Genomic DNA, 25,184 nt, shown 5'->3' with positions numbered 1-25,184 from the left:
ATCTATAGCGGCTGTCAATCACATATTGATGTGATATTGTGTATTGTATTTGAATCGGTTTGGGTGCGAATCACCTAAATTTAAAACTTGGCTTTAGAAAATAGCATCAGCCTATTTCGCCATCCTTATTAATATATAGACCAGAGCTTTTTTCGAGTATGTGAAGTGTTTTTAATAATAAAGCTTTGGTGGTTGAAAGTTTAGTGTCAAGCGTGGCTAAAAGTTCTTTTATCGATTCAGTCTTTTTTTGATCTTCAAGTTCGCTTTGTTGTATTATTGAATAAAAGTAACTCTAGAAATTAAATCGTTTCTAATTTCGTAAATAGCAATGGCATAAATGATTTTACCATTTACACGTACTTTTTCTTTGTCAATTACTTTATTACCTATTACAATTCTATTAACTATTTCTGTGTTTAAATCGGGTGTGCTTTTAAAAAAAGAAGCATATTGCTTTTTTAAGGCGTCTTGTCCTTCAGAGTTTAGAGTATATGGAAACGAAAATAGCATAACATCATTGGTATAAGTTTTTGTAAAACCATTAATGTCTCTGTTGTTATAGGCTTCTAATTGGTCGTTTACAATATACTCTGGGTTAGAATTTGTTTTAGAGTTGCTAATATATGTCACGACGTTAATATTATCAGCATCAGTTTCATAAATTGTAACTTGTCTATTGGTTGTGTTATTTATAGTCACTAATTCTTCATCTACAACCATATTTTTATGTGTCATTCTATTGATAACCTTGACACTTGATTTTTCGTTTTTCTTAAAAAATTGCTTGTAACTTTCTCTTAATGTAGTACGGCCAGAGTACATTTTAGCTCTAGGAAATCTGTTAACAATAACATTGGCATCGAAAGCAAAGGCAAGTTCATCTAACTTTCTATTGTTATAGGGATCAATATATTTTTGTACAATTTTAGCAGCTGCTTTCTCCATTGCTATGATTTCAGCTTCAGTATTCTCCTTAGTGGTTTCTTCCGGAGTTTCTATTGCTGAATTATCTGCAGGAATGTCTCCTGCTAAAAGTAATTTTGTCCCAGAAACATTTGTTGCTAAACGCGTTATTTTTGTAATGCCGTTAGTTGATAAATCTGCTATTTTTTTCCAATTATTATCACGTTGTAGTCTTAATTTATATAGAATATTGTCTTTGCCTAAAAGCAAGGTTTTACTATCTAACCAACAAATATCTTCTACATTTTTTAGGGTATTAGCGATAAGTTTAATCTTACCTGTTTTAGGGTTTAGTGATTTTATTTGCCATTGGTTTGCATTAGTTTTTGAAATAAAACTGACTAAATCGGAATTCGGAATTTTGTGAAATGAACGTCCAACATTTGAAGCATATTTTGTACTTATACCACTGATGATATTTGTGACATAAAGATTAAGTTTTTCGTCCTCTATTACGGCAGATACAACAGTTTCTTCATCAGCCCAAGTGTAATATGCAACGACTAAGTCTTTAATAAGGAGATTAGATTCACCATTACTTAAATTATAAGCATACAAGCGTTGTTTTCCGTCTTTATCTAAGCGTACAGCAGAAAATTCTTGTTGATTTGGGATTCTTAGAGGTGAATACTCGCTACCATCAGTAAAATTAATCCAGATTTTGCCATTATAACGTGTATCATATTTTGCAATATCGGTTTGTCCAGCTCTTGTTGACGCAAAAACAATATAACGCTCATCTAAAAAAGAAGGTTGATTGTCGTAGCCTTCGTTGTTAGAAATGTTTTTAACATTACTCAATTTAATTTTTGAGTTCGCTGTTGTTATATCTCCTAAGAATATTTCGGTGTTGGACTGAGAAAATGCCAAAACAGGTATTAAACATAAGATAGTTAGGATGTATCGCATTTTATAAAAGTTTTTTTTAAAGATATAAATTTATAAATAATTTGCATGATAATTCTTTGTTACTACATTTGTAGTATTAGAACTATAACTGTGGATATAAAACAACTGAATAAATCTGAGCTTCAAATCATGAAGTATTTGTGGATGCTTGAAAAAGGATTTATGAAAGACATCGTCGAGAAATTTCCTGAGCCAAGGCCTGCATATACAACGATTTCAACCTTATTGAAACGTATGACTGATAAAGAATATATAGGGTTTGAGCGTTTAGGAAGAGACAAACAATATTTTCCAATTCTTAAAAAGAACGATTATTTTACGAAACAAGTTAATGGAATGATTCAGCATTTTTTTAATGATTCTAAAGCACAGTTTGCGTCGTTTTTTGCCAAAAATGCCGATTTATCGATGCAAGAATTAGAGGAACTTCAAGCGTTGTTAAAGCAGAAAATGGATCAAAAGAAAGCCAATGATTAGTTATTTTGTATATACCATTATTAGTCTCGGCTGCTCATATGTGCTTTATGTTTTGTTACTCAGAAAACAAAAGACATTTCAGTTTAATCGTTTTTTTCTTTTAAGCGCTTTGGTGCTATGTCTTGTGGCTCCATTTTTAGAATTTGAACTATTTAAAGCCGTTCCAAGTATTACACAAATTCAGTTAGATAAATTTACTGAGACAAACGCTATAATAGATACTGTAGATAATGTCACAATAGGAGAGGAGGTAATTGTTAATCCTTATCGTGCCAATCCAGTTAAGATTATTTATGGCCTAATTTCTTTTTTATTCATCATTCGATTTTCAAAGAATCTACTTCAGATATACAAACTTACTAGATCGGAATATGAAACAATAGACCATCTTAAACTAATAAAAATTCAGGACTCTAATATGGTGTCTAGTTTTTTCAATTATATATTTATTCCTAAATATAACGCACTATCTATAGGTGATTACGAAAGTATTATTGCACATGAAACTGTACATAGTGAAGAATTACATACGATAGATATTATACTATTAGAATTATTGAGTTGTGTGTTTTGGTTTAATCCATTTATCTGGTTGTATAAGAAAGCAGTCTTACAAAATCACGAATTTATCGCTGATGAAAAGTCCGTCTTATCAGGCATTGATATTGAAAATTATTCTAATACCATTATCAATTTAGGACAAAAGGAAAACCGCGTTCCTCTAACCAGCGGATTTAATTTCATTCAAATCAAAAATCGAATTATTATGTTACATCAATCAAAATCATCAGTATTCAAACGAACTTTAAACATTATATCTGTTATCCTACTTTTTGCGGGCATCTTTGTCTTTAGTTCTTACAAAGACTTAAAAGAACCGCTCGTAGTTGTTATAGATGCAGGTCATGGAGGACATGATTCTGGTAATTTAGATGAGAAGGATATTGTTTTAAATATTTCTAATCAGTTATCTCTTTTAAGTAGTGATAATATCCGAATTATTACCACAAGAACTGAGGATACATTTACCACATTAAAAGAACGTGTTGAATTTATTAATACGCAAAATGCAGATCTAGTTGTAAGTTTACATGCCAATGCGCATTCAAATCCATTGACAAATGGAGTAGAGGCTTACTACAACGACAAAGACGAGTTTAAGGATAAGTCTTATGCATTTGGCAAGATTTTATTAGAAAACCAGATGGAATTATTTTCAACCAATCGCGGACTTAAAACAGTGCCTATGTATATTTTTAGACATATCAATAGTCCTGGTGTATTTTTAGAACTCGGATTTATTACGAATGAAGAGGATCATAAGGTTTTGATGAATGCGGATCGTCAAAAGCAAATAGCAGCTTCAATTTTTGAAGGATTAGAAGAAATTAGAAAGAGTAACTAAATTAAAAAAGCCAACACAACCGAAAATCATGAATCGGAAGTGTTGGCTTTTAACCATTCAACTTAACCTAAATTTTTAAAAGCAGTACTTATTCTCTGCTTTTACTTTTTCTGCGATCTCAATACGTAAATCTACGATATCTGGATAGTTTGTATATTTTGTAAAACGCTTAAGTCCCATTAATAACATACGTTGTTCGTCTCCTTCAGCAAAAGAAATAATACTTTCTTTTCCTTTTTCTTCAACGATATCTACAGCGTGATATAAATATAATTTCGCCATCGCGATTTGTGCAGATTGTTCTGCTTCACTAGTACGTTTTACGTTTTTCTCTGTTCTTAAAATTGCCGATTCTGCCATATAGATTTCAATTAAGATATCTGCAGCAGCAATTAATAACTGTTGGTGTTCTTCTAGTTGAGGTCCAAATTTTTGAACAGCTCCACCTGCAACCATTAAAAAGGCTTTTTTAAGCTTCTTAATCATTTCTTTTTCTTCTGAAAATAATTCAGAATAATCTGGAGTATCAAAAGACGGGATGCCCATTAATTCTTCTTGTACTTTTTGAGCAGGACCTAATAAGTCTACATGACCTTTCATTGCCTTTTTTACTAACATACCAACAGCTAACATTCTGTTGATTTCGTTAGTGCCTTCATATATACGAGCGATACGCGCATCTCTCCAAGCCGACTCCATAGGAGTTTCTTCAGAGAATCCCATACCACCAAAAATTTGAATACCTTCATCTGCAGCATTTTGTACATCTTCAGATACAGCAACTTTTAAGATAGAACATTCAATAGCATATTCTTCAACCCCTTTAAGTTCTGCTTCTTGATGCGAATTCCCAGCCGCTTCACGCAAAGCAATGCGATCTTCAATGTTTTTTGCAGCTCTGTAAGTTGCAGATTCACCAGCATAAGCACTAGCTGCCATTTCGGCTAATTTGGTTTTAATAGCTCCGAAGTTTGCAATAGGAGTTTTAAATTGTTTACGTTCATTAGCGTAGTTTACAGCAGTAGTTAAAATACGACGTTGTGAATCTAAACAAGCCGCAGCCAATTTAATACGACCAACATTAAGCGCATTCATGGCAATTTTAAAACCTTCACCACGACCTGCTAACATATTTTCTACAGGTACAACTGTATCATTAAAAAATACTTGACGCGTAGAAGAGGCACGAATACCTAATTTGTGTTCTTCTTCACCTAAAACAATACCGTTAGGATTATCTCCATCATATTCTACGATGAAACCTGTAATGTTTTTATCATCTTCAATACGAGCAAAAACAATCATCAAACTACAGAACCCTGCGTTTGAGATCCACATTTTTTGACCGTTAATTTTATACGATTTTCCGTCTTCTGAAAGCGTTGCTGTTGTTTTACCAGAATTGGCATCAGATCCAGCTCCTGGTTCTGTTAAACAATACGCTCCAAACCACTCTCCAGAGGCTAGTTTAGGAACGTATTTTTGTTTTTGTTCTTCGGTACCATATAATGTAATTGGCATAGTACCAATTCCTGTGTGTGCACCAAAAGCTGTACTAAAAGAACCTGTACCACTTGAGATATAATCACAAGTTAATACTGTAGATACAAAACCCATTCCCATCCCGCCATAAGCTTCAGGAACGGCAACACTTAAAAAGCCCATATCACCAGCTTTACGCATTACCTCTTCGGTTAATGCATAATCTTTAGCTTCAAAACGAGGCTTATGAGGTATGATTTCACGATCGTTAAATTCCATTACGGATGCCTTCATCATGGTTTGTTCTTCTGAAAAATCTTCAGGAGTAAACACATCTTCACAATTTGTTTCTTTTACTAAGAACTGACCTCCACGTAGGATGTCTTTTTCTGTATCTGCCATTTTTTTTTGTTATTAGATTTTAAGATTTCTAGAACCAAGAATCAAGACCACTTAAGTCCGGATTTGAAACTTGAAATCATTTTTTGTATTTGTTTTATTTTGTCTTCTAATTCTTTAAATTTTTCTTCTGAAATATAGTTTTCATTAAAAGCAACATTCAGTTGTGTTTTCCATTCAAAAGTAGCGCCTAAACTGTACTCTAAATATTGAGCAAAATGTTTGTTTGAACTTTTACTTGTGCCTTCCGATATATTAGAAGGAATAGATACAGCGCATCGATTCATTTGACTCGTTAATCCATAAGTTTCAAAATCTGGAAAATTCCTAGTGATTTTATAAGATTCTGAAACTAATGCCATGCTTTCATTCCAAATTTTTAATTTCTTGAAATTATGCATAGTCTATTGTCTTTGTCGTCTTTTTATTAATCTTGACTCTTGGTTATGAGGTCTTAATTGTTAATTAAGGAATTCAAATATTCCACAAGCTCCTTGACCAGTACCAACACACATGGTTACAGCACCATATTTACCTTGCATATTTTGTTTACGCATTTCATCAAATAACTGTACCGATAGTTTTGCTCCAGTACATCCTAATGGGTGACCTAATGCAATGGCACCACCATTAACGTTAATAATATCTGGGTTTAAATCTAGTTCTCTGATTACCGCTAAAGATTGAGATGCAAATGCTTCGTTTAATTCAATTAAACTTAAATCATCTTGTTTTAATCCTGCTTGTTTTAATGCTTTTGGAATTGCTTTAACTGGGCCAATTCCCATAATACGAGGTTCAACACCTGCTGCAGCATAGTTTACCATTCTTGCAATTGGCTCTAAACCTAATTCCTTCACCATGTCTTCACTCATTACCATTACAAAAGCAGCTCCATCACTCATTTGTGATGAGTTACCAGCAGTAACACTACCTCCTGCAGCAAATACTGCTCTAAGTTTTGCTAAAGCTTCTTTACTTGTTCCTGCACGAGGGCCTTCATCTTTAGTAACTGTATAAGATTTTGTAGCTTTCTTTCCGTTCGCATCAATGTACGTTTGCTCAACTTCAATTGGTACTATTTGATCTTGAAAACGGTTTTCAGCTTGCGCTCTTAACGCTTTCATGTGCGAATTGTAGGCGAATTCATCTTGATCTTCACGAGATACGTTGAACTGTTTTGCAACAGCTTCAGCCGTATTTCCCATGCCCCAATAATAATCTTCGTGACCTGCTTTTACAATAGCGTCGTAATTCAATTCTGGCTTAAAACCTGTCATTGGCACCGCACTCATGCTTTCTGCTCCACCAGCAATAATACAATCTGCCATTCCGGCTTGTATTTTTGCAGTTGCCATACCAATGGTTTCTACTCCAGAAGAGCAAAAACGGTTGACAGTTACTCCGGGAACATCCACAATCTCTAATCCCATTAAAGAGATTAAACGTGCCATATTTAATCCTTGAGAACCTTCTGGCATTGCGTTACCAACAATAACATCGTCAATACGCTTTGGGTCTAAACCTGGCAATTCCTTCATCATATACTTGATGGTTTCTGCTGCCAATTCATCTGTTCTTTTAAAACGGAACACGCCTTTTGGTGCTTTACCAACTGCGGTTCTGTATGCTTTTACTATATATGCTGTTTTCATAATTTTAGATTTTTAGATAATTAGATTTTTTGATATTTTAGATTTCTAAGCGTCTAGAAATCTGAGAATCTAAGTTGTCTAATTTCTTAACGGTTTTCCTTTGGTTAACATATGTTGAATACGCTCCAATGTTTTTCTTTCGGTACAAAGAGACAAAAAGGCTTCACGTTCAATATCTAGTAGGTATTGCTCTGTTACTTTAGTAGGTTCTGATAAATCGCCGCCAGCCATAACGTATGCTAGTTTATTTGCGATTTTCATATCGTGCTCAGAAATGTAATTCGAATCTTCCATTGAATCTGTTCCTACTAAGAACATACCTAAAGCTTGTTTCCCAAGTACTAAAACATCATTTCGTTTTACAGGCTGCGTATAACCAGAATTAGCCATTAACATAGCGTGTTGTTTTGCAACGGCTATCTGACGGTCTTTATTCACCACAACAACATCTTTTCCTTTTTGAAGTAATCCTAAATCGAAGGCTTCGTAAGCAGAAGTTGATACTTTAGCCATACCAATAGTTAAGAAATACTCTTGTAAAACATTTAATTGTACATCTCCTTTTCTGAAGGTGTCTGATGCTCTTAAAGCCATTTCTTTAGAACCACCACCACCAGGAATTACACCAACACCAAACTCTACAAGTCCCATGTAAGTTTCTGCTGCCGCAACGACTTTATCTGCGTGTAATGATAATTCACATCCACCACCTAAAGCCATGCCGTGAGGTGCAGAAATTGTTGGGATTGATGAATAACGCATACGCATCATGGTATCTTGGAAATATTTGATAGCCATGTTAAGCTCGTCATACTCTTGTTCTGCTGCCATCATAAAAATCATGCCGATGTTTGCACCAACAGAGAAGTTTGCGGCTTGGTTACCTACTACTAAACCAGCAAAATCTTTTTCGGCTAAATCAATAGCTTTATTTAATCCTGCGAGAACATCTCCACCAATGGTGTTCATTTTAGATTGGAATTCACAGTTAAGGATACCATCACCTAAATCTTCAATGACCACTCCAGAGTTTTTAAACACTTCGTTTGTTTTTCTGATGTTATCTAAGATGATAAATGCATCTTGACCAGGAATTTTCTCTTGTGATTTTTTAGGAATATCATAAGCATAAGTCGCTCCATCTTTTACAGTGTAAAAAGATGTACTTCCAGAGGTTAACATCTCATTTACCCAAGCATTTAGTTCTAAACCTTCTGCTTTCATCATTTCGATACCTTTTTCAACTCCGATAGCATCCCAAATTTGGAAAGGACCATGTTCCCATCCAAAACCAGCCTTCATGGCATCATCAATTTTATATAAATCGTCTGTGATTTCTGGAATACGATTTGAAACATAAGCAAATAAAGCAGCAAAACTCTTTCTGTAGAATGCACCAGCTTTGTCTTTACCTTTTACTAATATTTTGAAACGATCTACAACTTTATCTACCGTTTTAGTCAATTCTAAAGTGGCAAACTTAGCTTTTTTTGAAGCTCTGTATTCTAAGGTATTTAAGTCTAATGATAAAATTTCAGAAGAACCATCCTCTTTTCTTACTTTTTTGTAAAATCCTTGTCCTGTTTTACTTCCTAACCATTTGTTTTCCATCATGGTATTGATGAAATCTGGTAATTTGAATAACTCTAAACGTTCATCTTTAGGACAGTTTTCTCTGATGCCATTAGCGACATGAACTAAAGTATCTAAACCAACCACATCAACCGTACGGAAGGTTGCTGATTTTGGACGACCAATTACGGGGCCTGATAATTTATCTACTTCTTCAATGGTTAAATCTAAATCTTTAACCGTGTGAAATAAACTTTGAATGCTAAAAATTCCGATTCTGTTTCCGATAAATGCAGGAGTGTCTTTAGCGATAACAGCTGTTTTTCCTAAGAATTTTTCGCCATACTCATTTAAGAAATCTAATACCGCTTGGTCTGTTTTTGGACCAGGAATGATTTCAAACAATTTTAAATATCGTGCAGGATTAAAGAAGTGTGTACCACAGAAATGTTTCTGGAAATCGTCACTACGATCTTCACTCATAAACTTAATAGGAATACCAGAGGTGTTAGATGTAATTAACGTACCTGGTTTACGGTATTTTTCTAGCTTTTCAAAAACTTGTTGTTTAATATCAAGTCTTTCTACTACAACTTCCATAATCCAATCTACATCAGCTACTTTAGCGATATCGTCTTCTAAGTTTCCTGTAGTAATTCGACTTGCAAAAGATTGACTATAAATAGGAGAGGGCTTCGATTTTAAAGATGCTGTTAAGGCATCGTTTACTAATCTGTTTCGTACGACTTTGTCTTCTAAAGTTAAACCTTTTGCTTTCTCTTTGTCGTTAAGTTCTCTTGGTACAATGTCTAATAATAAAACATCTACACCAATATTGGCGAAATGACAAGCGATACCGCTTCCCATAATTCCGGATCCAATAATTGCTATTTTTTTTATTCTTCGTTTACTCATCTTATTTTAAAATGTGTTCTTTTTTATTGTATATCTGTTTGTTGGAAATCATATTATTAATGATTTCTGCAACTTTGTAAAAATTTGTCAGTTCTTCTGAAGAGACATTATTTTTAATAGCCTCATTAAAGGTTAAAACCTTTTCTTTTGATAAAGCTCTTTTTTCTCTACCAAAATCAGTTAAAAAAATAAGGACTCCACGGCCATCTTCGGGATTTGGTTTACGTTCTATTAAGCCTTTGGCTTCCATAGTTTTTAAAGTTCTAGAAAGACTTGTTGCTTCCATTCCCATTTTTGGTCCCAAAGAAGTTGAAGGGGTTCCTTTTTCTGGATCAATACTCAATAATGTAAAACCTGTTGCCATAGTGGTTCCAAATTCAGACGCTTCTTCGTTGTACATTTTATTGACAGCTAACCATGTGGTTCTAAGGACGTAGTCAATGGTTTTATCTTTCATGTATAATGTTTGAAAACCAAAGATAGTAAAAAAATACTATGCACGCATAGTATTTTAGCGTAAATTGTATATAATTTTTTGATATATGGATTTTGAAGGCTTTTTAAATAATTACATTAAATTTGTCTCATTAGTATTATTAACAGCATTTTGCAAATAACTACGCATTACATTGAACAACTCGGTTTATAGATTTCAAGAATATAAAGTATTTTTTTACAGACTTTTTTTAGTTTACCTTTTTTACTTCATTGCTAGAGTTTTGTTTCTTATTTACAATTTTGATTTATTGCATGTTGAGTCTGTTACAGAGTTTCTTAAAATTCAATACCATGGATTAGCATTTGACACAACAGCTATTTTATATGTGAATAGTTTGTTTTTGTTAATGTCATTTTTGCCTTTATTTATAAACACTAAAAAGAGCTATCAAAAGGTTTTATTTTATGTGTATTTTGTTACAAACCTAATTGCTTATGCCATCAATTTTGTAGATTTCATTTATTATAAATACACCTTTAGTCGTACCACGATAGTTGTTTTAGATGTGGTGAAGCACGAAACAGATAAAGGAGGTATGTTTTTTAGGTTTTTAATTGATTATTGGCATGTTTTTTTACTGTTTGTTTTGACTTCATCACTTTGGGTCTACTTATATAGAAAAGTGAATATAGCTTCTGTTGATAAATCAAAACTCACGACTAAGAAAAATTTAATTTATGTATTACAGTCGTTAGTTGTTTTTTGCATTGTAACAGTTTTAACTATTGGTGGCATAAGAGGAGGAGATTTTAAGAAGAGCACCAGGCCAATTAATCTTGTAGATGCCAATAGGCATGTTCAAAAAATAGAACAAGCAGATTTGGTTTTGAATTCTCCATTTGCTTTTATCCGCACATTCAATGCCAATTCTTTTAAAAAAGTGGGGTATGAAATGGATCAGGCAGTTGTAGACAAATATGTACAGCCAATTAAACAATATTCAAATAATCCTAAATCAAAACCTAATATTGTATTAATAATTACAGAAAGCCTTGGTCGTGAGTATCTAGGTGCTTTTAATACAGAATACAATATACCCAACTACGTAAGTTATACTCCTTTTTTAGATTCGCTAGCCGGAAAAAGTTTAATTTTTCCAAATGCTTTTGCCAATGGAAGTAAGTCAATTCATGGTATGTCTTCTATTTTATCAGGGATTCCTTCGTTTAAAGATGCATTTACATCTTCGGCATATTCCAAACAGGAGATTCAATCTTTGGTTTCAATATTGAATAGTGAAGGTTATAATTCGACATTTTTTCACGGAGCAGCAAGAGGTTCTATGGGCTTTTTAGGTTTTAGTAATATATTGGGGTTTGATTCGTATTTAGGGCGTGAAGATTATAACAATGACGATGATTTTGATGGTGCATGGGGAATTTGGGATGAGCCTTTTTTACAGTATATGAAGGAGAATATTGATGATATGGAAACACCCTTTTTTGCAACTGTTTTTACCGTTTCGTCTCACGAACCTTATGTTATTCCTAAAAAATATGAAGGCAAATTTCCAATTGGAAATGTCCCTATGCATCAATGTGTTGGCTATACCGATTATGCTTTTAAACGATTCTTTGAAGAAGCTAAAAAAGAACCATGGTTTGATAATACCATTTTTATTATTACTGCAGATCATGGTAATCAAGTGTATTATAAAGACATGTATTATAAACCTATTAACCGAAATACGGTTCCAATTTTGATTTATAAACCGGACAATTCCATGGCAGGCGTTAATATGGATTTGGCACAACAAATTGATATTTATCCAACGGTTTTAGATATGATAGGGTATAAGAAGCCATTTAGAAGTTGGGGGCGAAGTTTAGTGGACTCTACAGATTCAACTAAGCCATTTACAATTAATTATGGGAGTTCACATTATCAATTTCAGATGGGAAATTATATTTGTATATTTGATGGAAAGAGAGCTAAAGGATTTTATGATATTTCAGATAAAGGCTTGAAAAACAACCTTATTGGAAACAAAAATGCTGAAATGTCTCAAATTGAAAACATTTGTAAAGCCTATGTTAAAGATTACTACGATAGAATTATCGATAAAAAACTAAGCTTAAAAAATTAAGTATATGAAGAAAAAAATAGGATTGTTTGTTTTAGCTATCGTTATCATTGGCGCTGCTAAATTTTATTATGATGTAAATTTAAACTATAATTTTAAAGCTATCTCAGAGGGTAAGGTTTATAAATCTGGAGTAATTCCTCCTGATGAATTAGAAGATTATATTACTAAACATAATATTAAAAGTGTTATTGATTTAAGATTTCCTGGTACTGATGATCTTGTAAACAATCCTGAGATTCCAGAACAATTAATCGTAGAAAAAGAGGCTGTTGAAAAGATTGGTAATGTTAATTATTATAACGTAGGATCAAGGCAAGTGCCAGATCAACCAACAGTAGATAAGTTTTTAAAAATTATGGATGATAGTACTAATTATCCAGTTTTGATTCATTGTCACCATGGTGAAGGACGAGCTCCTTTGTTCTCTGCTATTTATAGAATGGAATATGAAGATATTCCAAATGAAGAAGCACGAGACGAAACACGTGTTTTAGTTAAGTGGAGTTCTTTTGATGATGGTAAACCTAAAGGAGAATTTGTTAAAAACTACAAGAAGCGTAGCAGTAAATAAGACTTAAAGATTAATCTAATCTTTAAAGTTGATGATTTCTTTTCGAGATTTTACATTCAGTTTTTGATATATAGAACTCACGTGAGATTTTACGGTGCTTATGCCAATATTCATGTCATCTGAAATTTCTTTATTAGATTTTCCGGCTTTTAATAAAGCATAAATTTTTCGTTCTTGTACACTAAGAGCCTTTAGAGCTAATGTTTGTTTATGAGGTCTTTTTCTTATTTTTCCGTTAATAAAAAAACCTAATCCAAATGATAAAAGAATACTCAAAGCAATGAGTATTCTACTGTCGAAAGCGTTTTTTCTTTTAGGAACTTTTGACTTAAAGGTTTTAAAATATTCTGAGTCTTCGTTTTTCCACTTTTCAATAAAATTTTGATAATAGTCTGTGTTATTATCTATGTCTACCTCATATTTACTTTTTTGTAATGCATATAAAGATACTAGAGGATAGGAGCAAGTGTCTGCAATTTTTCTGAGCTGTTCATTAAAAGCATTAGTAACAAACTCGCTTTTTACTCTAGTGGCACTATAGTTGGTACTGTCTATGAGTTTAACAATATCGTCTACTTTATCAATAATTTTATTTTTTACATCACTTTTAAAAGTTACATCGCTAAAGGTTTTATTGTTGTTGAAAATTTCAATTTTAGATGCTTTATTGGCAACGATAAAGAAATGGTTCTCCTCTTTACCTCCTATGATTATTGAGGCATCTGATGCCCCTTTTTTAGATATATGAAGTCGATATAAATTGTCATTTTTAGGAAGGTAGTCTATGTTAAATTTAAAATACCCAGAGCTATCAACTTCAGATTCTGCAATAATCATACTACGAGACATGGTGTACATTTTGCTAAAATCTGAAATATGTGATAGATATAGTTTAGGCTTCCAGATGCTGTCTAAAACAATGTGACCTTCAATTTTAGGTTCATTATTTGAGAAATTCTGACTGAAAAGACTATTGCTGTTAAAAAGAAGAATTAGAGTAAACGTAGCTAGTAAATTTACATAGCGATCATTAAAAGGTAGATTGGCTAGTTTCAATTTTTAGTTATGTGTTATAAATCTTGAATTAATCTTTATGGATGCATAGGTTTTTGTAGGTATTAATTTAATAATCCACTTGCCAGCGATGGGATCACTGATTATTTTTTCAATTTTACCTTCAACAAGTTCCCTATTTTGACTTTCATCATAATTTAAGGGTAATTTTTCTTTTAATTGACTTTCAACGGCAAATTCTCCTTGTTTTTCGCCTTTAGGATTGTAAATCTCTATTTTAAGACTTCCTAAGAGTACTTTACAATTAATATCGAGACCTAAGCTAGATGTTTTTTCTATGACGTTTAAAATAATACTTTGATCATCCTTGTCGTTGCTAGTTAGATTTATGGATCTTTTTAAATCAAAGGTAGAACTTTGAGCAATAGTAGGATGTGAAATACATAATGCAATTAGAAAGATTGAAATAGAAAATAAATGTTTCATAATATTTTAGTTTAGAATTTATATTACAAAACTATTTCAAAATCACAAGTATTAAAGTTTATAGCGTATGAAAAAGGTACTAATAAAGTTTTAAAAAGGTGCTAAACCATAGTAATTACTTCGGTCTATAAATTTTGTCATAGAGTTCTTGATAGATTTCTTTTATAATTTTTCGTTTCATTTTCATGGTAGGAGTAAGGTGTCCTCCTTCAATAGACCATACATCTGATGTGAGTTCAAAACGTTTAATTTGTTCCCATTTTCCAAAGTTTTTGTTGTATTTGTCTATTTCTTTTTGAATGCGGTTAATTACAATTTCTGAAGTGGCAATTTCAGCGTCCGTTTTTCCGACACCGTTTTGTTTATGATCTATCCAATCTCTAATAAAATCAAAATTTGGTTGAATTAAAGCGGCTGGCATTTTTTCACCTTCACCAACAACCATAATTTGTTCAATAAAAAGCGATTGTTTCATGTCGTTTTCTAATAGTGGAGGAATGACATATTTTCCACCAGAAGTTTTAAACATTTCTTTTTTTCTACCAGTTATTTTTAAAAACCCATCGGCATCAATTTCACCTTTATCACCAGTATGAAAGTAATTGTCAGTCATAACTTCATTAGTTTTTTCTGGGTCTTTATAATAGCCCATCATCACATTAGGACCTTTTATTAAGACTTCACCATCGTCTGCAATTTTAACTTCAACATTATCTATAGGTTTACCTACGGTTCCAACTCTGTACATATGGTCCCTGTATAACCCAACAGCAACAACAGGAGATGTTTCTGTTAAGCCATAACCTTCCATAACTCTCATTTTTGCTGCTCCAAAGATTCTTGCTAGTCTAGGTTGTAAAGCAGCACTGCCAGAAACCATTGTGCCTAGTTCTCCTCCAAGTGCTTCTCTCCATTTACTAAAAATAAGTTTGTTTGCTATTTTTAGTTGAAATTCATACCATGCTCCATTTGCACCATAGGGTTCCCATCGTTCTCCTAATCCAACAGCCCAGAAAAACAAGGCTTTTTTTATACCTGTTAACTCTTCGCCTTTAAGCATTATTTTGTCGAATACTTTTTCAAGCAATCGTGGTACAACACTCATTAAGTTTGGTTTTATTTCTTTAGCATTTTCACCAATTTTATCAATGCCTTCTGCAAAATATATTGAAGTACCAGCATGTTGATAAACATAAATTAAGAGACGTTCAAAAATATGACAGATAGGTAAGAAACTTAAGATACGGTTTTCGCCTTTTACTAGAGGAACTCTTGGAGAACTGTCTAAAGCGTTACTTGTAATATTCCAATGCGAAAGCATAACACCTTTAGGTTTGCCTGTTGTGCCAGAAGTGTAAATTATAGTGGCTAAATCTTCAGGTTTTACAGCATCTTTTCTTGCTTCAACTTCGGGTTGATTACTTTCGTCTTTACCTAATTCAAATAACTCAGAGTAATGTTTACAACCCTCAATATGATTAAATGAGTATATCTCTTTTATACTTGTATTAGCTTGAACTTTTTTTACCTTTTCTAAGACTTCTTTATCCGAAACAAAACAATAGATAGACTCACTATGATTTAATACATACTCATAGTCTTCTGCACTTATAGTTGGGTATATAGGAATATTCTGAGCTCCAAGTTGAAGAATTCCAATGTCCATAATATTCCACTCTGTTCTGTTTGTGGTAGAAATTACAGCTATTTTATCATTTTTTTTAATACCCAAACGCAGCAATGCTCTGCTCACTGTGTTGGATTTGTCAATGTACTCTTGTGTAGATATAGCTTCCCATTTACCGTTGTATTTGGTAACTAAGGATTTTGCGTTTGGTTTATGTTTTAATTGGTAATAAGGAAAATCAAAAAGGCGTGTTACTTCTGTCATATTATTAAACTCTTGTTGTAGTATTACGAAAATATGAAATATATAATTAGTAACGTAACTAAGGGTATAATAAATATTATTAGATTATTTACGGTAATCCTATTAAATACATGATGGTTTAGTGAATTATGCAGTTTTAGTCAAGTTTTTTTGTTAAAACTATATATTTTTAAGTATATTTGGTTTACCAGATTGGTTTACCAATCAAAATAATCAATATTTAATTTATACGAGTATGAAAACATTTTACCCTTTTAAGACTTCAATTTTTATTGCAATATGCACATTGCTATTATCAACATTTAGTGTGTTTTCTCAAGAAACATACATTATTAGTAATCCTGAAGATCTTGATGCCTTAAATGAAACCCTTGCAGCAGGAGATACTGTTATTTTGCAAGATGGAGTATATGACTCAGATGATAGAATTAAATTTTCACCTACAACAGGTACTGCAGATATGCCTATTACTTTTAGAGCAGAAACACCAGGAGGAGTAAAGTTTACAGGTGGTTTAAGAATGAGTATTGGAGGAGATCATGTTATTGTTAATGGTTTTTATTGGCAAGGAGGTTATGGATCGAGTGTTGTTATTGAATTCAGAGATGGGGAAGATTATGCTAATAATAGTACAATTCAAAATTGTGCAATGAATGGCTTAACTGTTGATCCTGCAGATCAGGTAGACGGGCAAAGTAAAAAACACAATTGGGTTATGCTGTACGGCACGTATAATACTGTAATTAATTGTTCGTTTATGAATAAATCTAATGCAGGAAATATGATTTTAGTAGAATTAGCATATAACGCGTATCCTCCTGTTGAAGATGGTGAGCCTGAAATAAATACGAGTTGCGATATTGTTGGTCATACAATTAGTAATAACTACTTCTATAACTATGAAAAAATTGATTCTAATTTAACTAATGCTGGTGATAGTGAAACCATACGTATTGGTACTAGTTCTTATCAGAATGTTGATAGTAGCGTAATGGTAAGTAATAATTATTTTGTTCAGGCAGATGGTGAAAATGAAATTATTACTAATAAAAGTAAAAACAACTCTTATATTAATAATACATTTAGAAGAAGTAGAGGGTCTTTAGTGCTTAGACACGGTTCTAATGCAACAGTAGAAGGGAATTACTTTTTAGGTGAAAATGTAGACGGTACAGGAGGTGTTAGAATTGTAGATAGTGAGCATACAATTACTAATAATTATATTCAAGACTGTATAACAGTGGTTGATCAGGCAAAGTGGAATAACGGTATTACATTTTTAGGTGGAAGTGCTAATAACGATGTGTCATGTTCTTCTGATAATACTTCAAGCGATTATCAGAAAGTGGAAAATATAAGTATTTCTAATAATACAATTATAAACACTAATGCTCCATTATATTATAACACAGATAAAGGGTCAACAGACCCAACTGGAACAGTTTCTAATAATTTAATTTATTTCACTGCGGGCAATCCAAATATCTCCAATGTTATTAGTGGAGATACCGACAATGCATATGCTAACCTAGGCACAACTTTAAATTACAGTGGAAATGTTTATGCAGGCGCTACATTGGGAGCTACTAATCTTGGTTTTTCTGAAGAGTCAGGAATTATGGTGACTTCTGTTGGAGAAATTTTTACATTTTCAGGACTTGGCTCTGTAGGCAAAGGAGCTGATATGGGTGTTTATGCTCCAACAACGGATGCTATGGTTGGTCAAGGCATTGGAGCTTGTTTTTTAAATAATTTAGGAGCGAGTATAATTGATGGAGATTGTACCATTGAAATACCAGAATCATTAACAGTGAGTAGTTTGCCTGTGCTTGATTCTGAAGCTTCTAATTATGATGTTTCTGTGAATGCAAATATAAGTTGGGTAGCTGTTTCCAATGATCCATGGATATCTATTGATATTAATTTAGGTACAGGTGATGCTACAGTTGTAGTATCTGTAACCGATAATGAAGATACTAGTAGTAGAACAGGTTCAGTAACTTTTACTCAAACATCTGGAGAAAATGTAATTGTAAGACAATTACATATAACTCAAAACGGGGCTGATTTAACAGATCTATATAACCTTATTAATACAGGTTTAGGTGACGATCCGGTTACTATTCATTCGTTCTCACAAGAGCAAGTAGATCTTGATGCAGATCCTCCAAAAACAAATTATGCAAATAACACTTTAGATAAAGATACAGGAACACAATGGACAGCAGCAGATGGAGATGTTTTACCTGGTGATTATAAGGGTGACGGAGAATATGTAATTTACGATTTAAATGATGAGTATGAACTTGATTTAATACAGATAGCTACAGATGATAAGTCTGACCCTTATGGCATTCAAATTTGGGTTTCTACAACAGGAACAGCACCTTCAGATTTTACAATGCTTTTACCAACAACAAACGAGTTATTAATAACAACAACAACGGGAACAAGAGATGATTTTGATCAATACGAAGTATCGGCAAATGCGCGTTACGTGAAATTGTTAAGTTTTGGAAGATTTAATACAGCAGGAAATAATAGAACAAGTGTTTGGTCTAACATTACCGAAATAGAATTTTTTGGTACTTCAGCGTTGTCTTTAGGTGAGGTTGATTTGAAAGACAATATTTCAATTTACCCTAATCCAGTAAAAAATAGCTTAACGATTAAGCTTTTAAATGCTACAGAAATAGAGTTTGCAAAAATATACAGTTTAGAAGGTCAGTTAATTTTGAATAAAAAAGTAGCGTTTTTAAACTCAGAAACTTCAATAGATGTCTCAAGTATTGCAAGCGGAACTTATATTCTAAACCTTTCTAATTTAAAAGGAGTTGATATTTCTAAATTTATAATAGTAACAGATTAATAGCAAATCATGTTATAATAGTTTTAGTGTTTTTAAAACTATTTAAAAAAAAGCTTTTACATTGTGTAAAAGCTTTTTTTATAGGTAAAAGATTAATGATTGAACATTCAAAATATGCAATAGTTCATTTAAACTTTTGAGCTATTTTATAGAATTCAAATAGTCTAATTTTTCAAAAAAATCATTTTTATGTTTCTCCCATCGTTTTCCTTTGGCGATATCTGAAAGCAACTTATTATTACCGTCAGTATAATTCATGCAAAAAAAGTCTCCATTGGGATGAATTACTATGGTATGAAATCTAGTCTTATAATCTCTAAATAACTCATTTATTATACCAAAATAATCTTTATACCATCTCTCTTTTTTATAGGTTAATGGATGACCATTATTGTGTTTAAAGAAATGATACACCTCTGACGTATTTTTTTTACGTAAATTTTTAGTACAGGCCCTCTGATTTTTTACATAGTCAGAATGACTGATTGCATGTCTATGAGATGTGCTATCTTTATTATAAACAACGCCCGATTTTTCTGGAAATTCACTTATTTTTTTCAAGGTATCTTGATAGTGGATGACCATAATTTTTGTTGTATCAATTTTATTTCTATTTGAAAAAAGTAGAAAAAGTTGATTTCGTTTTATACTATCTAGTTTTCCAAATAGGTATGAATGCCTAAGGCGGTGTAAGACCAGTGTGTCATTTTCGTACCTCAGGCTAGAAAATAGTTTGCTTTTTAATTTAATATTGTGTTGTTTTTTAGAAATGTTAAAGTATTCAACATCAGAATACAGCGTGTCTTTAGCATATTGTAGATAATACTTAGGCTTTTTTATCTGTGAGTATCCTAATAATGAAAAACATAATAAAAAAACAAACAGCTTAAATTTCATTGGTAATCCATTTTCTAGCATTCACAAAAGCTTCAAGCCATGGTGATACGTCATCTTTTCGTCCTGCTGGGTAATTAGCCCAGTTCCATTGAAAAATAGAACGTTCAATATGTGGCATCGTTACTAAATGTCTTCCGGTTTTATCGGTTAACATAGCTGTATTAAAATCTGAACCATTAGGATTTGCAGGATAATCTGCATACCCATATTTGGCTACGATATTGTATTGGTCTTCCGTATAAGGCAATTTGAATTTTCCTTCACCATGAGAAATCCAAACTCCTAAAGTAGCACCTTCTAGAGAAGATAGCATCACAGAATTATTCTTTTGAATCTTCACAGACGTAAAGCCACTTTCGTGCTTATGAGAATCATTATACGTCATTTTTCCGTGAACCTCGTGTTCTGGATTTACTAAATCGAGTTCCATCATTAATTGACAGCCATTACAAATACCAACAGACAATGTGTCTTCGCGCTTAAAGAAATCATTAATTACTTTATTGGCTTTGTCGTTATATTTAATAGCTCCGGCCCAACCTTTAGCAGAACCTAAAACATCAGAATTACTAAAACCACCAACAGCTCCTAAAAACTGAATATCTTCAAGGGTTTCTCTTCCTGAAATTAAATCGGTCATATGCACATCCTTCACATCAAAACCAGCTAAATACATCGCATTTGCCATTTCGCGTTCAGAATTTGAACCTTTTTCTCTAAGAATAGCGGCTTTTGGTCGTGTGTTGGTTGTGCCAAGCGTATCTTTTAATTTTCCTGTAAAATGACTTGGGAAGGTAAAGTCTAAAGCTTGATGTTTATAATTATCAAATCGGTCTTTGGCTAAACCATTTGCGGTTTGTTTTTGATCGAGTAGGAAAGAGGTTTTAAACCACATGTCTCTTAATCTCGAAACTGTCATGGTAAAAACTTGATCTCCATTTATAATGCCTAAAACATCACTTTCAGTAACTTTTCCTAGTTTATGAAATTCAATATTAGCTTTAGATAATTCTTCTTCAATTGAATCATTTTCAGACTGAAAAACTAGTCCTGCGTTTTCAGCAAATAAAACTTTAAATGCATCTTTTTCGTTTAAGCTAGTGATATCTAATTCAGCTCCTAAATTAGTATCTGCAAAACACATTTCTAAAAGTGTGGTTATTAATCCACCAGAAGCCACATCATGACCAGCAACAATTTGATTGTCTTTTATTAAATTTTGAATGGTATTAAATACCGTTTTAACGTAAGCCGCACTTTTTATGTTTGGTGTGGTATTTCCAATTTTGTTATTAATTTGTGCGAATGAACTTCCACCTAATTCAAACGTATCTTGTGATACATTAATATAATAAATAGATGCTTTTCCTTTTTGAAAAACAGGCTCCACAACTTTCGTAATATCATTACAGTTTCCGGCCGCAGAAATAATTACGGTTCCTGGAGAAATGACATCACCATCAGGATATTTTTGCTTCATGGATAAGGAATCCTTTCCTGTTGGAACATTAATTCCCAAATCGATTGAAAATTCTGAAATTGCTTTTACCGCTTCATACAAACGCGCATCTTCACCTTCATTTTTACAAGGCCACATCCAGTTTGCGGATAAAGACACACTCTTAAGTCCATCTTTTAAAGGTGCCCAAATAATGTTGGTTAACGCTTCTGCGATAGAGTTGCGACTTCCTGCATCCGGATTAATTAATCCTGAAATAGGAGAGTGCCCAATAGAGGTTGCAATCCCTTCTTTACCTTTAAAATCGAGTGCCATTACTCCAACATTATTTAAAGGAATTTGTAAAGGACCAACACATTGTTGTTTGGCCACTTTACCACCAACACAGCGGTCTACTTTATTTGTTAACCAATCTTTAGAGGCGACAGCTTCTAGTTGTAATACTTGGTCTAGATAATCGTAGAATTTATTCGTGTCATAAGAAATACCTCCATAATTTTTTTCAACCGTAATATCGTTCATTATGGTTTTTGGAGAGCTTCCAAACATATCTTCTAAGGCTAAATCCATTGGTTTTTCGCCAGTAGTTTTAGATTCGAAAGTAAAGCGGTGTTTTCCTGTAACTTCACCAACATCGTAAATTGGAGAACGTTCTCTGTCGGCTATTTTATGTAATGTTTCTAAGTGTTTATCGGCAATTACTAACCCCATACGTTCTTGAGATTCGTTACCAATAATTTCTTTTGCAGACAATGTTGGGTCTCCAACAGGTAATTTGTCTAAATCAATGTTTCCTCCTGTATCTTCAACAAGTTCAGATAAACAGTTAAGGTGTCCACCAGCTCCATGATCGTGAATAGACACAATAAAATTTTCATCGCTTTCTACCATGCCACGAACCGCATTGGCAGCACGTTTTTGCATTTCTGGGTTAGAACGTTGTACAGCATTTAATTCGATGCCTGAAGCCAAAGCTCCTGTATCTGCTGAGGACACTGCAGCTCCTCCCATTCCGATTCTATAATTATCACCACCAAGAATCACGATTTTGTCGCCTTCTTGAGGTGTATCTTTTAACGCTTGATTTGCTTTTCCGTAGCCAATACCACCAGCTTGCATAATGACTTTGTCGTAACCAATCTTACCATTTTGATCTTGGTGTTCAAAGGTTAAAACAGAACCACAGATAAGCGGTTGCCCAAATTTATTTCCAAAATCAGAGGCACCATTACTGGCTTTTATTAAAATGTCCATTGGTGTTTGGTACAACCATTTACGTTCAGGGAAGGCTTTTTCCCAAGGACGTTCTTCTTCTAATCGCGAGTATGAGGTCATGTAAACGGCTGTTCCGGCTAATGGTAAAGAGCCTTTTCCGCCAGCCAATCGATCTCTAATTTCACCACCAGAACCTGTTGCAGCGCCATTAAATGGCTCAACAGTTGTTGGGAAATTGTGGGTTTCTGCTTTTAATGAAATTACAGATTCGTAATTTTTAGTTGTATAGTAATCTGGAACATCCGCGCGTTTTGGTGCAAATTGCTCAACAACAGGTCCTTTTATAAAGGCAACATTGTCTTTATATGCTGAAACAATATCGTTAGGATGTTGTTTCGATGTTTCTTTTATAAGTTTGAATAACGACGTTTCTTTTTCTTCTCCATCAATCACAAAGGTTCCATTGAAAATTTTATGACGACAGTGCTCAGAATTGACTTGAGAGAAGCCGAAAACTTCAGAATCGGTTAATGGTCGACCTATTTTTTTAGAAACGCTTTCTAAATAGTCAACTTCTTCATCACTAAGAGATAAGCCTTCTTGTTGGTTGTATTCTGAAATGTTTTCAATATTAAGAATGGCTTCTGGTTGAATATCAATTTTGAAAATATCTTGATTTAAACTTTGATATTTTTCAGAAATCATAGGGTCGTAATCTTTGAAATCTTTAGGAACTGAAGTGAATTCTTCAATTCTTAGGATATCAGAAATTCCCATGTTTTGAGTGATTTCAACAGCGTTTGTACTCCAAGGAGTAATCATTGCTGCTCTAGGTCCAACAAAAAAAGCATCGAGAGATGCTTGTTCTATTTTTGGTTGGTCGCCAAATAACCATGTCAATTTTGAGACGGTTTCTGTTGATAATTCTTTTGTTGCTTGAACAGCAAATACCTTGCTGTTTTGGTTTCCGAAGAAATGAATCATTTATGTCGTGTGTTTGAGTTGTGTTTAGTAAAATGCAAATTTACTTTTTTTAAACGTGATTTAACTCATAATTGTGTATTGAAAATTGGGAGTTGTTCACGATGTTTTAAACATAAAAAAAAGCGACTCACTGAGTCGCTTTTTTTTATATGATAGTTATACTTATTGTTTGATTAATCTTTTTGTCTGCGTACCGACTTCAGAATTTAACTTTACAATATAAACACCTTTAGTTAAGTCAGATATATTTAATTTAGATTGGTTTGACGAGATGTTTTGAACCGTGACTTTTTTACCTAAAATATCATAAACTTCGGCAATAATGTCTTGGTTTGATAAAATAGTAACCTCATTACCATTTACAGGATTAGGGAACATTTTAATGCGATCTTGTTTTGCATCTGTAATAGAAAGACTTTCCCATCTGTTTTGAGCTTCAGGCCCTCCCCAAATTACAGTAGCTAAATAAGGGTTGTCTATAAAAGGGTTTCTGTTTCCTTGTGAAAATTCGTTATTTGGATTTCCGTGATAGGTATTTCTTGCATCTTCTATACCGCCTTCAACTACAGGATCTTCGGCATTCCATCTTAAAAATAAATCAATCATATCATCAGGTGTCGCTGAGCTACTTCCAAAGCCAACCCCTGTTGGTAAACAGCGATCACCGTAACGTATATACATATACATAATAATTCTAGCGCAGTCACCTTTCCATTCATCACCAGGATACCAACCTCCGTTGGTGTTACCAGATTCACCATTAAGGAATTCACCATTGTTTTTGTCTGTAAATCGTAAGCTTCCGCGTTGACCGTTTCTTTGAACGTCAGTGGGTCTTAACATTTGAGCATCAGAGCCAGGTCCAGAAGTCCCTAAATTTGGGTTTCCTAAAGATTTAGGGTATACATGTTCTCTATTCCAATCTCCAACACCACCTCCGTTATTATACTTTCCTCTTGTTCTGTCAGTTGTTATGTCACCATCAGTATCATTATAACCGTAAAGTAAAATGACATTGTTAGAATTGTTAGGATCTACATCCGTAATTCTAGACGCATCCCAAATATCGCTATAACTTAAATAATAGATGTGATTATCTGTGGTAACGTCGATTAAATCATTTTTTAAGGCTATACCTGTAGCCGAAAAATCAACGCTATTGTAATAAGATTCTAATTCGGTTGGAGGAACTAATTGTGCAAATGCAATTGAAGTTACAAATACTAATAATAGTGTGTATATATGTTTCATTAATTATAGGTTTTTTAATAGAGACAAGTGAAATCTGTAGAAAGAAGATTTATGTGTTTAGTCTTCTGCAAAGGTAAAAATTTTTATAGATTATATGTTTTTTTAACACCTCCATAGAACGCCTTTCTTTAAGTTTTGATAATTGTTTTAAACAAAAAAAGCAGCTAAAGAAGCTGCTTTTTGTA

The 25,184-nt window shown here is 33.1% G+C and carries 17 protein-coding genes; 5 read left to right on the top strand and 12 right to left on the bottom strand.

From position 1 onward, the window contains the following. Nucleotides 1-273: 273 nt before the first annotated feature. Nucleotides 274-1,872, bottom strand: coding sequence for a nuclear transport factor 2 family protein (locus KO504_RS05645; protein ID WP_215925353.1), 1,599 nt, complete (start codon nt 1,870-1,872; stop codon nt 274-276). A 90-nt stretch (nt 1,873-1,962) separates the two neighbouring features. Here KO504_RS05645 and KO504_RS05640 point away from each other — a divergent pair, with 90 nt between their 5' ends. After that, complete coding sequence (locus KO504_RS05640; protein ID WP_354667382.1) at nt 1,963-2,349, top strand: BlaI/MecI/CopY family transcriptional regulator; 387 nt, start codon at nt 1,963-1,965, stop codon at nt 2,347-2,349. Beyond that, nucleotides 2,342-3,754: an N-acetylmuramoyl-L-alanine amidase gene (locus KO504_RS05635; protein ID WP_215925351.1), complete on the top strand. Its 1,413-nt coding sequence runs from the start codon at nt 2,342-2,344 to the stop codon at nt 3,752-3,754. The genes KO504_RS05640 and KO504_RS05635 overlap by 8 nt, the downstream gene beginning before the upstream one ends. A gap of 75 nt (nt 3,755-3,829) precedes the next feature. Here the strand turns inward: KO504_RS05635 and KO504_RS05630 are convergent, their stop codons facing one another. From KO504_RS05630 to KO504_RS05610, 5 genes are all read right to left on the bottom strand, one after another. After that, on the bottom strand, nt 3,830-5,638 hold the full coding sequence (locus KO504_RS05630; protein WP_215925350.1) for an acyl-CoA dehydrogenase family protein: 1,809 nt from the start codon (nt 5,636-5,638) through the stop codon (nt 3,830-3,832). A gap of 41 nt (nt 5,639-5,679) precedes the next feature. Then, the gene (locus tag KO504_RS05625; RefSeq protein ID WP_215925349.1) at nt 5,680-6,036 is read right to left on the bottom strand and encodes a four helix bundle protein; all 357 of its coding nucleotides are present in this window, start codon (nt 6,034-6,036) and stop codon (nt 5,680-5,682) included. 60 nt (nt 6,037-6,096) lie between these two features. Further along, complete coding sequence (locus KO504_RS05620; protein WP_215925348.1) at nt 6,097-7,290, bottom strand: acetyl-CoA C-acyltransferase; 1,194 nt, start codon at nt 7,288-7,290, stop codon at nt 6,097-6,099. A 78-nt stretch (nt 7,291-7,368) separates the two neighbouring features. After that, nucleotides 7,369-9,777 (bottom strand): 3-hydroxyacyl-CoA dehydrogenase/enoyl-CoA hydratase family protein, encoded by a 2,409-nt coding sequence (locus tag KO504_RS05615; RefSeq protein WP_215925347.1) that lies wholly within the window; start codon nt 9,775-9,777, stop codon nt 7,369-7,371. Nucleotide 9,778: 1 nt separating this feature from the next. Next, complete coding sequence (locus KO504_RS05610) at nt 9,779-10,234, bottom strand: MarR family winged helix-turn-helix transcriptional regulator (protein ID WP_215925346.1); 456 nt, start codon at nt 10,232-10,234, stop codon at nt 9,779-9,781. Between the two features lie 172 nt (nt 10,235-10,406). On the opposite strand from KO504_RS05610, the gene KO504_RS05605 reads away from it, so the two are divergent. Further along, nucleotides 10,407-12,362: an LTA synthase family protein gene (locus tag KO504_RS05605; RefSeq protein WP_215925345.1), complete on the top strand. Its 1,956-nt coding sequence runs from the start codon at nt 10,407-10,409 to the stop codon at nt 12,360-12,362. A gap of 4 nt (nt 12,363-12,366) precedes the next feature. Further along, nucleotides 12,367-12,933, top strand: coding sequence for a dual specificity protein phosphatase family protein (locus KO504_RS05600; protein ID WP_215925344.1), 567 nt, complete (start codon nt 12,367-12,369; stop codon nt 12,931-12,933). Between the two features lie 15 nt (nt 12,934-12,948). On the opposite strand, the gene KO504_RS05595 is transcribed toward KO504_RS05600, so the two are convergent. The 3 genes from KO504_RS05595 to KO504_RS05585 form a co-directional block, all read right to left on the bottom strand. Continuing rightward, nucleotides 12,949-13,989 (bottom strand): response regulator transcription factor, encoded by a 1,041-nt coding sequence (locus tag KO504_RS05595; RefSeq protein ID WP_215925343.1) that lies wholly within the window; start codon nt 13,987-13,989, stop codon nt 12,949-12,951. A 3-nt stretch (nt 13,990-13,992) separates the two neighbouring features. Continuing rightward, a complete protein-coding gene (locus KO504_RS05590; RefSeq protein WP_215925342.1) occupies nt 13,993-14,433 on the bottom strand; it encodes a hypothetical protein in 441 nt (146 codons plus the stop codon). A 115-nt stretch (nt 14,434-14,548) separates the two neighbouring features. Continuing rightward, nucleotides 14,549-16,324: an AMP-dependent synthetase/ligase gene (locus KO504_RS05585; RefSeq protein ID WP_215925341.1), complete on the bottom strand. Its 1,776-nt coding sequence runs from the start codon at nt 16,322-16,324 to the stop codon at nt 14,549-14,551. 235 nt (nt 16,325-16,559) lie between these two features. Here KO504_RS05585 and KO504_RS05580 point away from each other — a divergent pair, with 235 nt between their 5' ends. Next, on the top strand, nt 16,560-19,193 hold the full coding sequence (locus KO504_RS05580) for a chondroitinase-B domain-containing protein (RefSeq protein ID WP_215925340.1): 2,634 nt from the start codon (nt 16,560-16,562) through the stop codon (nt 19,191-19,193). A 141-nt stretch (nt 19,194-19,334) separates the two neighbouring features. Here the strand turns inward: KO504_RS05580 and KO504_RS05575 are convergent, their stop codons facing one another. From KO504_RS05575 to KO504_RS05565, 3 genes are all read right to left on the bottom strand, one after another. Then, nucleotides 19,335-20,090: a hypothetical protein gene (locus tag KO504_RS05575; RefSeq protein WP_215925339.1), complete on the bottom strand. Its 756-nt coding sequence runs from the start codon at nt 20,088-20,090 to the stop codon at nt 19,335-19,337. Beyond that, nucleotides 20,080-23,748 (bottom strand): phosphoribosylformylglycinamidine synthase, encoded by a 3,669-nt coding sequence (gene purL / locus KO504_RS05570; protein WP_215925338.1) that lies wholly within the window; start codon nt 23,746-23,748, stop codon nt 20,080-20,082. Before purL ends, KO504_RS05575 begins: the two co-directional genes overlap by 11 nt. Before the next feature lie 162 nt (nt 23,749-23,910). Then, entirely contained in the window at nt 23,911-24,999 is a 1,089-nt protein-coding gene (locus tag KO504_RS05565) for an endonuclease (RefSeq protein WP_215925337.1), read from the bottom strand. Nucleotides 25,000-25,184 lie beyond the last annotated feature (185 nt).

The sequence above is a fragment of the Winogradskyella psychrotolerans genome (genome assembly GCF_018860565.1).
Classification (GTDB): Bacteria; Bacteroidota; Bacteroidia; order Flavobacteriales; family Flavobacteriaceae; genus Winogradskyella; species Winogradskyella damuponensis.
The sequence above is the reverse complement of the archived record's forward strand: the minus strand, read 5'-3'. Positions and strand labels throughout refer to the sequence as shown.

What these genes read in the sequence shown, in the direction of transcription:
- KO504_RS05600 (WP_215925344.1), top strand. Translation starts at nt 12,367, where the DNA reads ATGAAGAAAAAAATAGGATTGTTTGTTTTAGCTATCGTTATCATTGGC.
- KO504_RS05630 (WP_215925350.1), bottom strand. Translation starts at nt 5,638, where the DNA reads ATGGCAGATACAGAAAAAGACATCCTACGTGGAGGTCAGTTCTTAGTA.
- KO504_RS05635 (WP_215925351.1), top strand. Translation starts at nt 2,342, where the DNA reads ATGATTAGTTATTTTGTATATACCATTATTAGTCTCGGCTGCTCATAT.
- KO504_RS05575 (WP_215925339.1), bottom strand. Translation starts at nt 20,090, where the DNA reads ATGAAATTTAAGCTGTTTGTTTTTTTATTATGTTTTTCATTATTAGGA.
- KO504_RS05610 (WP_215925346.1), bottom strand. Translation starts at nt 10,234, where the DNA reads ATGAAAGATAAAACCATTGACTACGTCCTTAGAACCACATGGTTAGCT.
- KO504_RS05585 (WP_215925341.1), bottom strand. Translation starts at nt 16,324, where the DNA reads ATGACAGAAGTAACACGCCTTTTTGATTTTCCTTATTACCAATTAAAA.
- KO504_RS05620 (WP_215925348.1), bottom strand. Translation starts at nt 7,290, where the DNA reads ATGAAAACAGCATATATAGTAAAAGCATACAGAACCGCAGTTGGTAAA.
- KO504_RS05580 (WP_215925340.1), top strand. Translation starts at nt 16,560, where the DNA reads ATGAAAACATTTTACCCTTTTAAGACTTCAATTTTTATTGCAATATGC.
- KO504_RS05565 (WP_215925337.1), bottom strand. Translation starts at nt 24,999, where the DNA reads ATGAAACATATATACACACTATTATTAGTATTTGTAACTTCAATTGCA.
- KO504_RS05615 (WP_215925347.1), bottom strand. Translation starts at nt 9,777, where the DNA reads ATGAGTAAACGAAGAATAAAAAAAATAGCAATTATTGGATCCGGAATT.
- KO504_RS05645 (WP_215925353.1), bottom strand. Translation starts at nt 1,872, where the DNA reads ATGCGATACATCCTAACTATCTTATGTTTAATACCTGTTTTGGCATTT.
- KO504_RS05590 (WP_215925342.1), bottom strand. Translation starts at nt 14,433, where the DNA reads ATGAAACATTTATTTTCTATTTCAATCTTTCTAATTGCATTATGTATT.
- KO504_RS05625 (WP_215925349.1), bottom strand. Translation starts at nt 6,036, where the DNA reads ATGCATAATTTCAAGAAATTAAAAATTTGGAATGAAAGCATGGCATTA.
- purL (WP_215925338.1), bottom strand. Translation starts at nt 23,748, where the DNA reads ATGATTCATTTCTTCGGAAACCAAAACAGCAAGGTATTTGCTGTTCAA.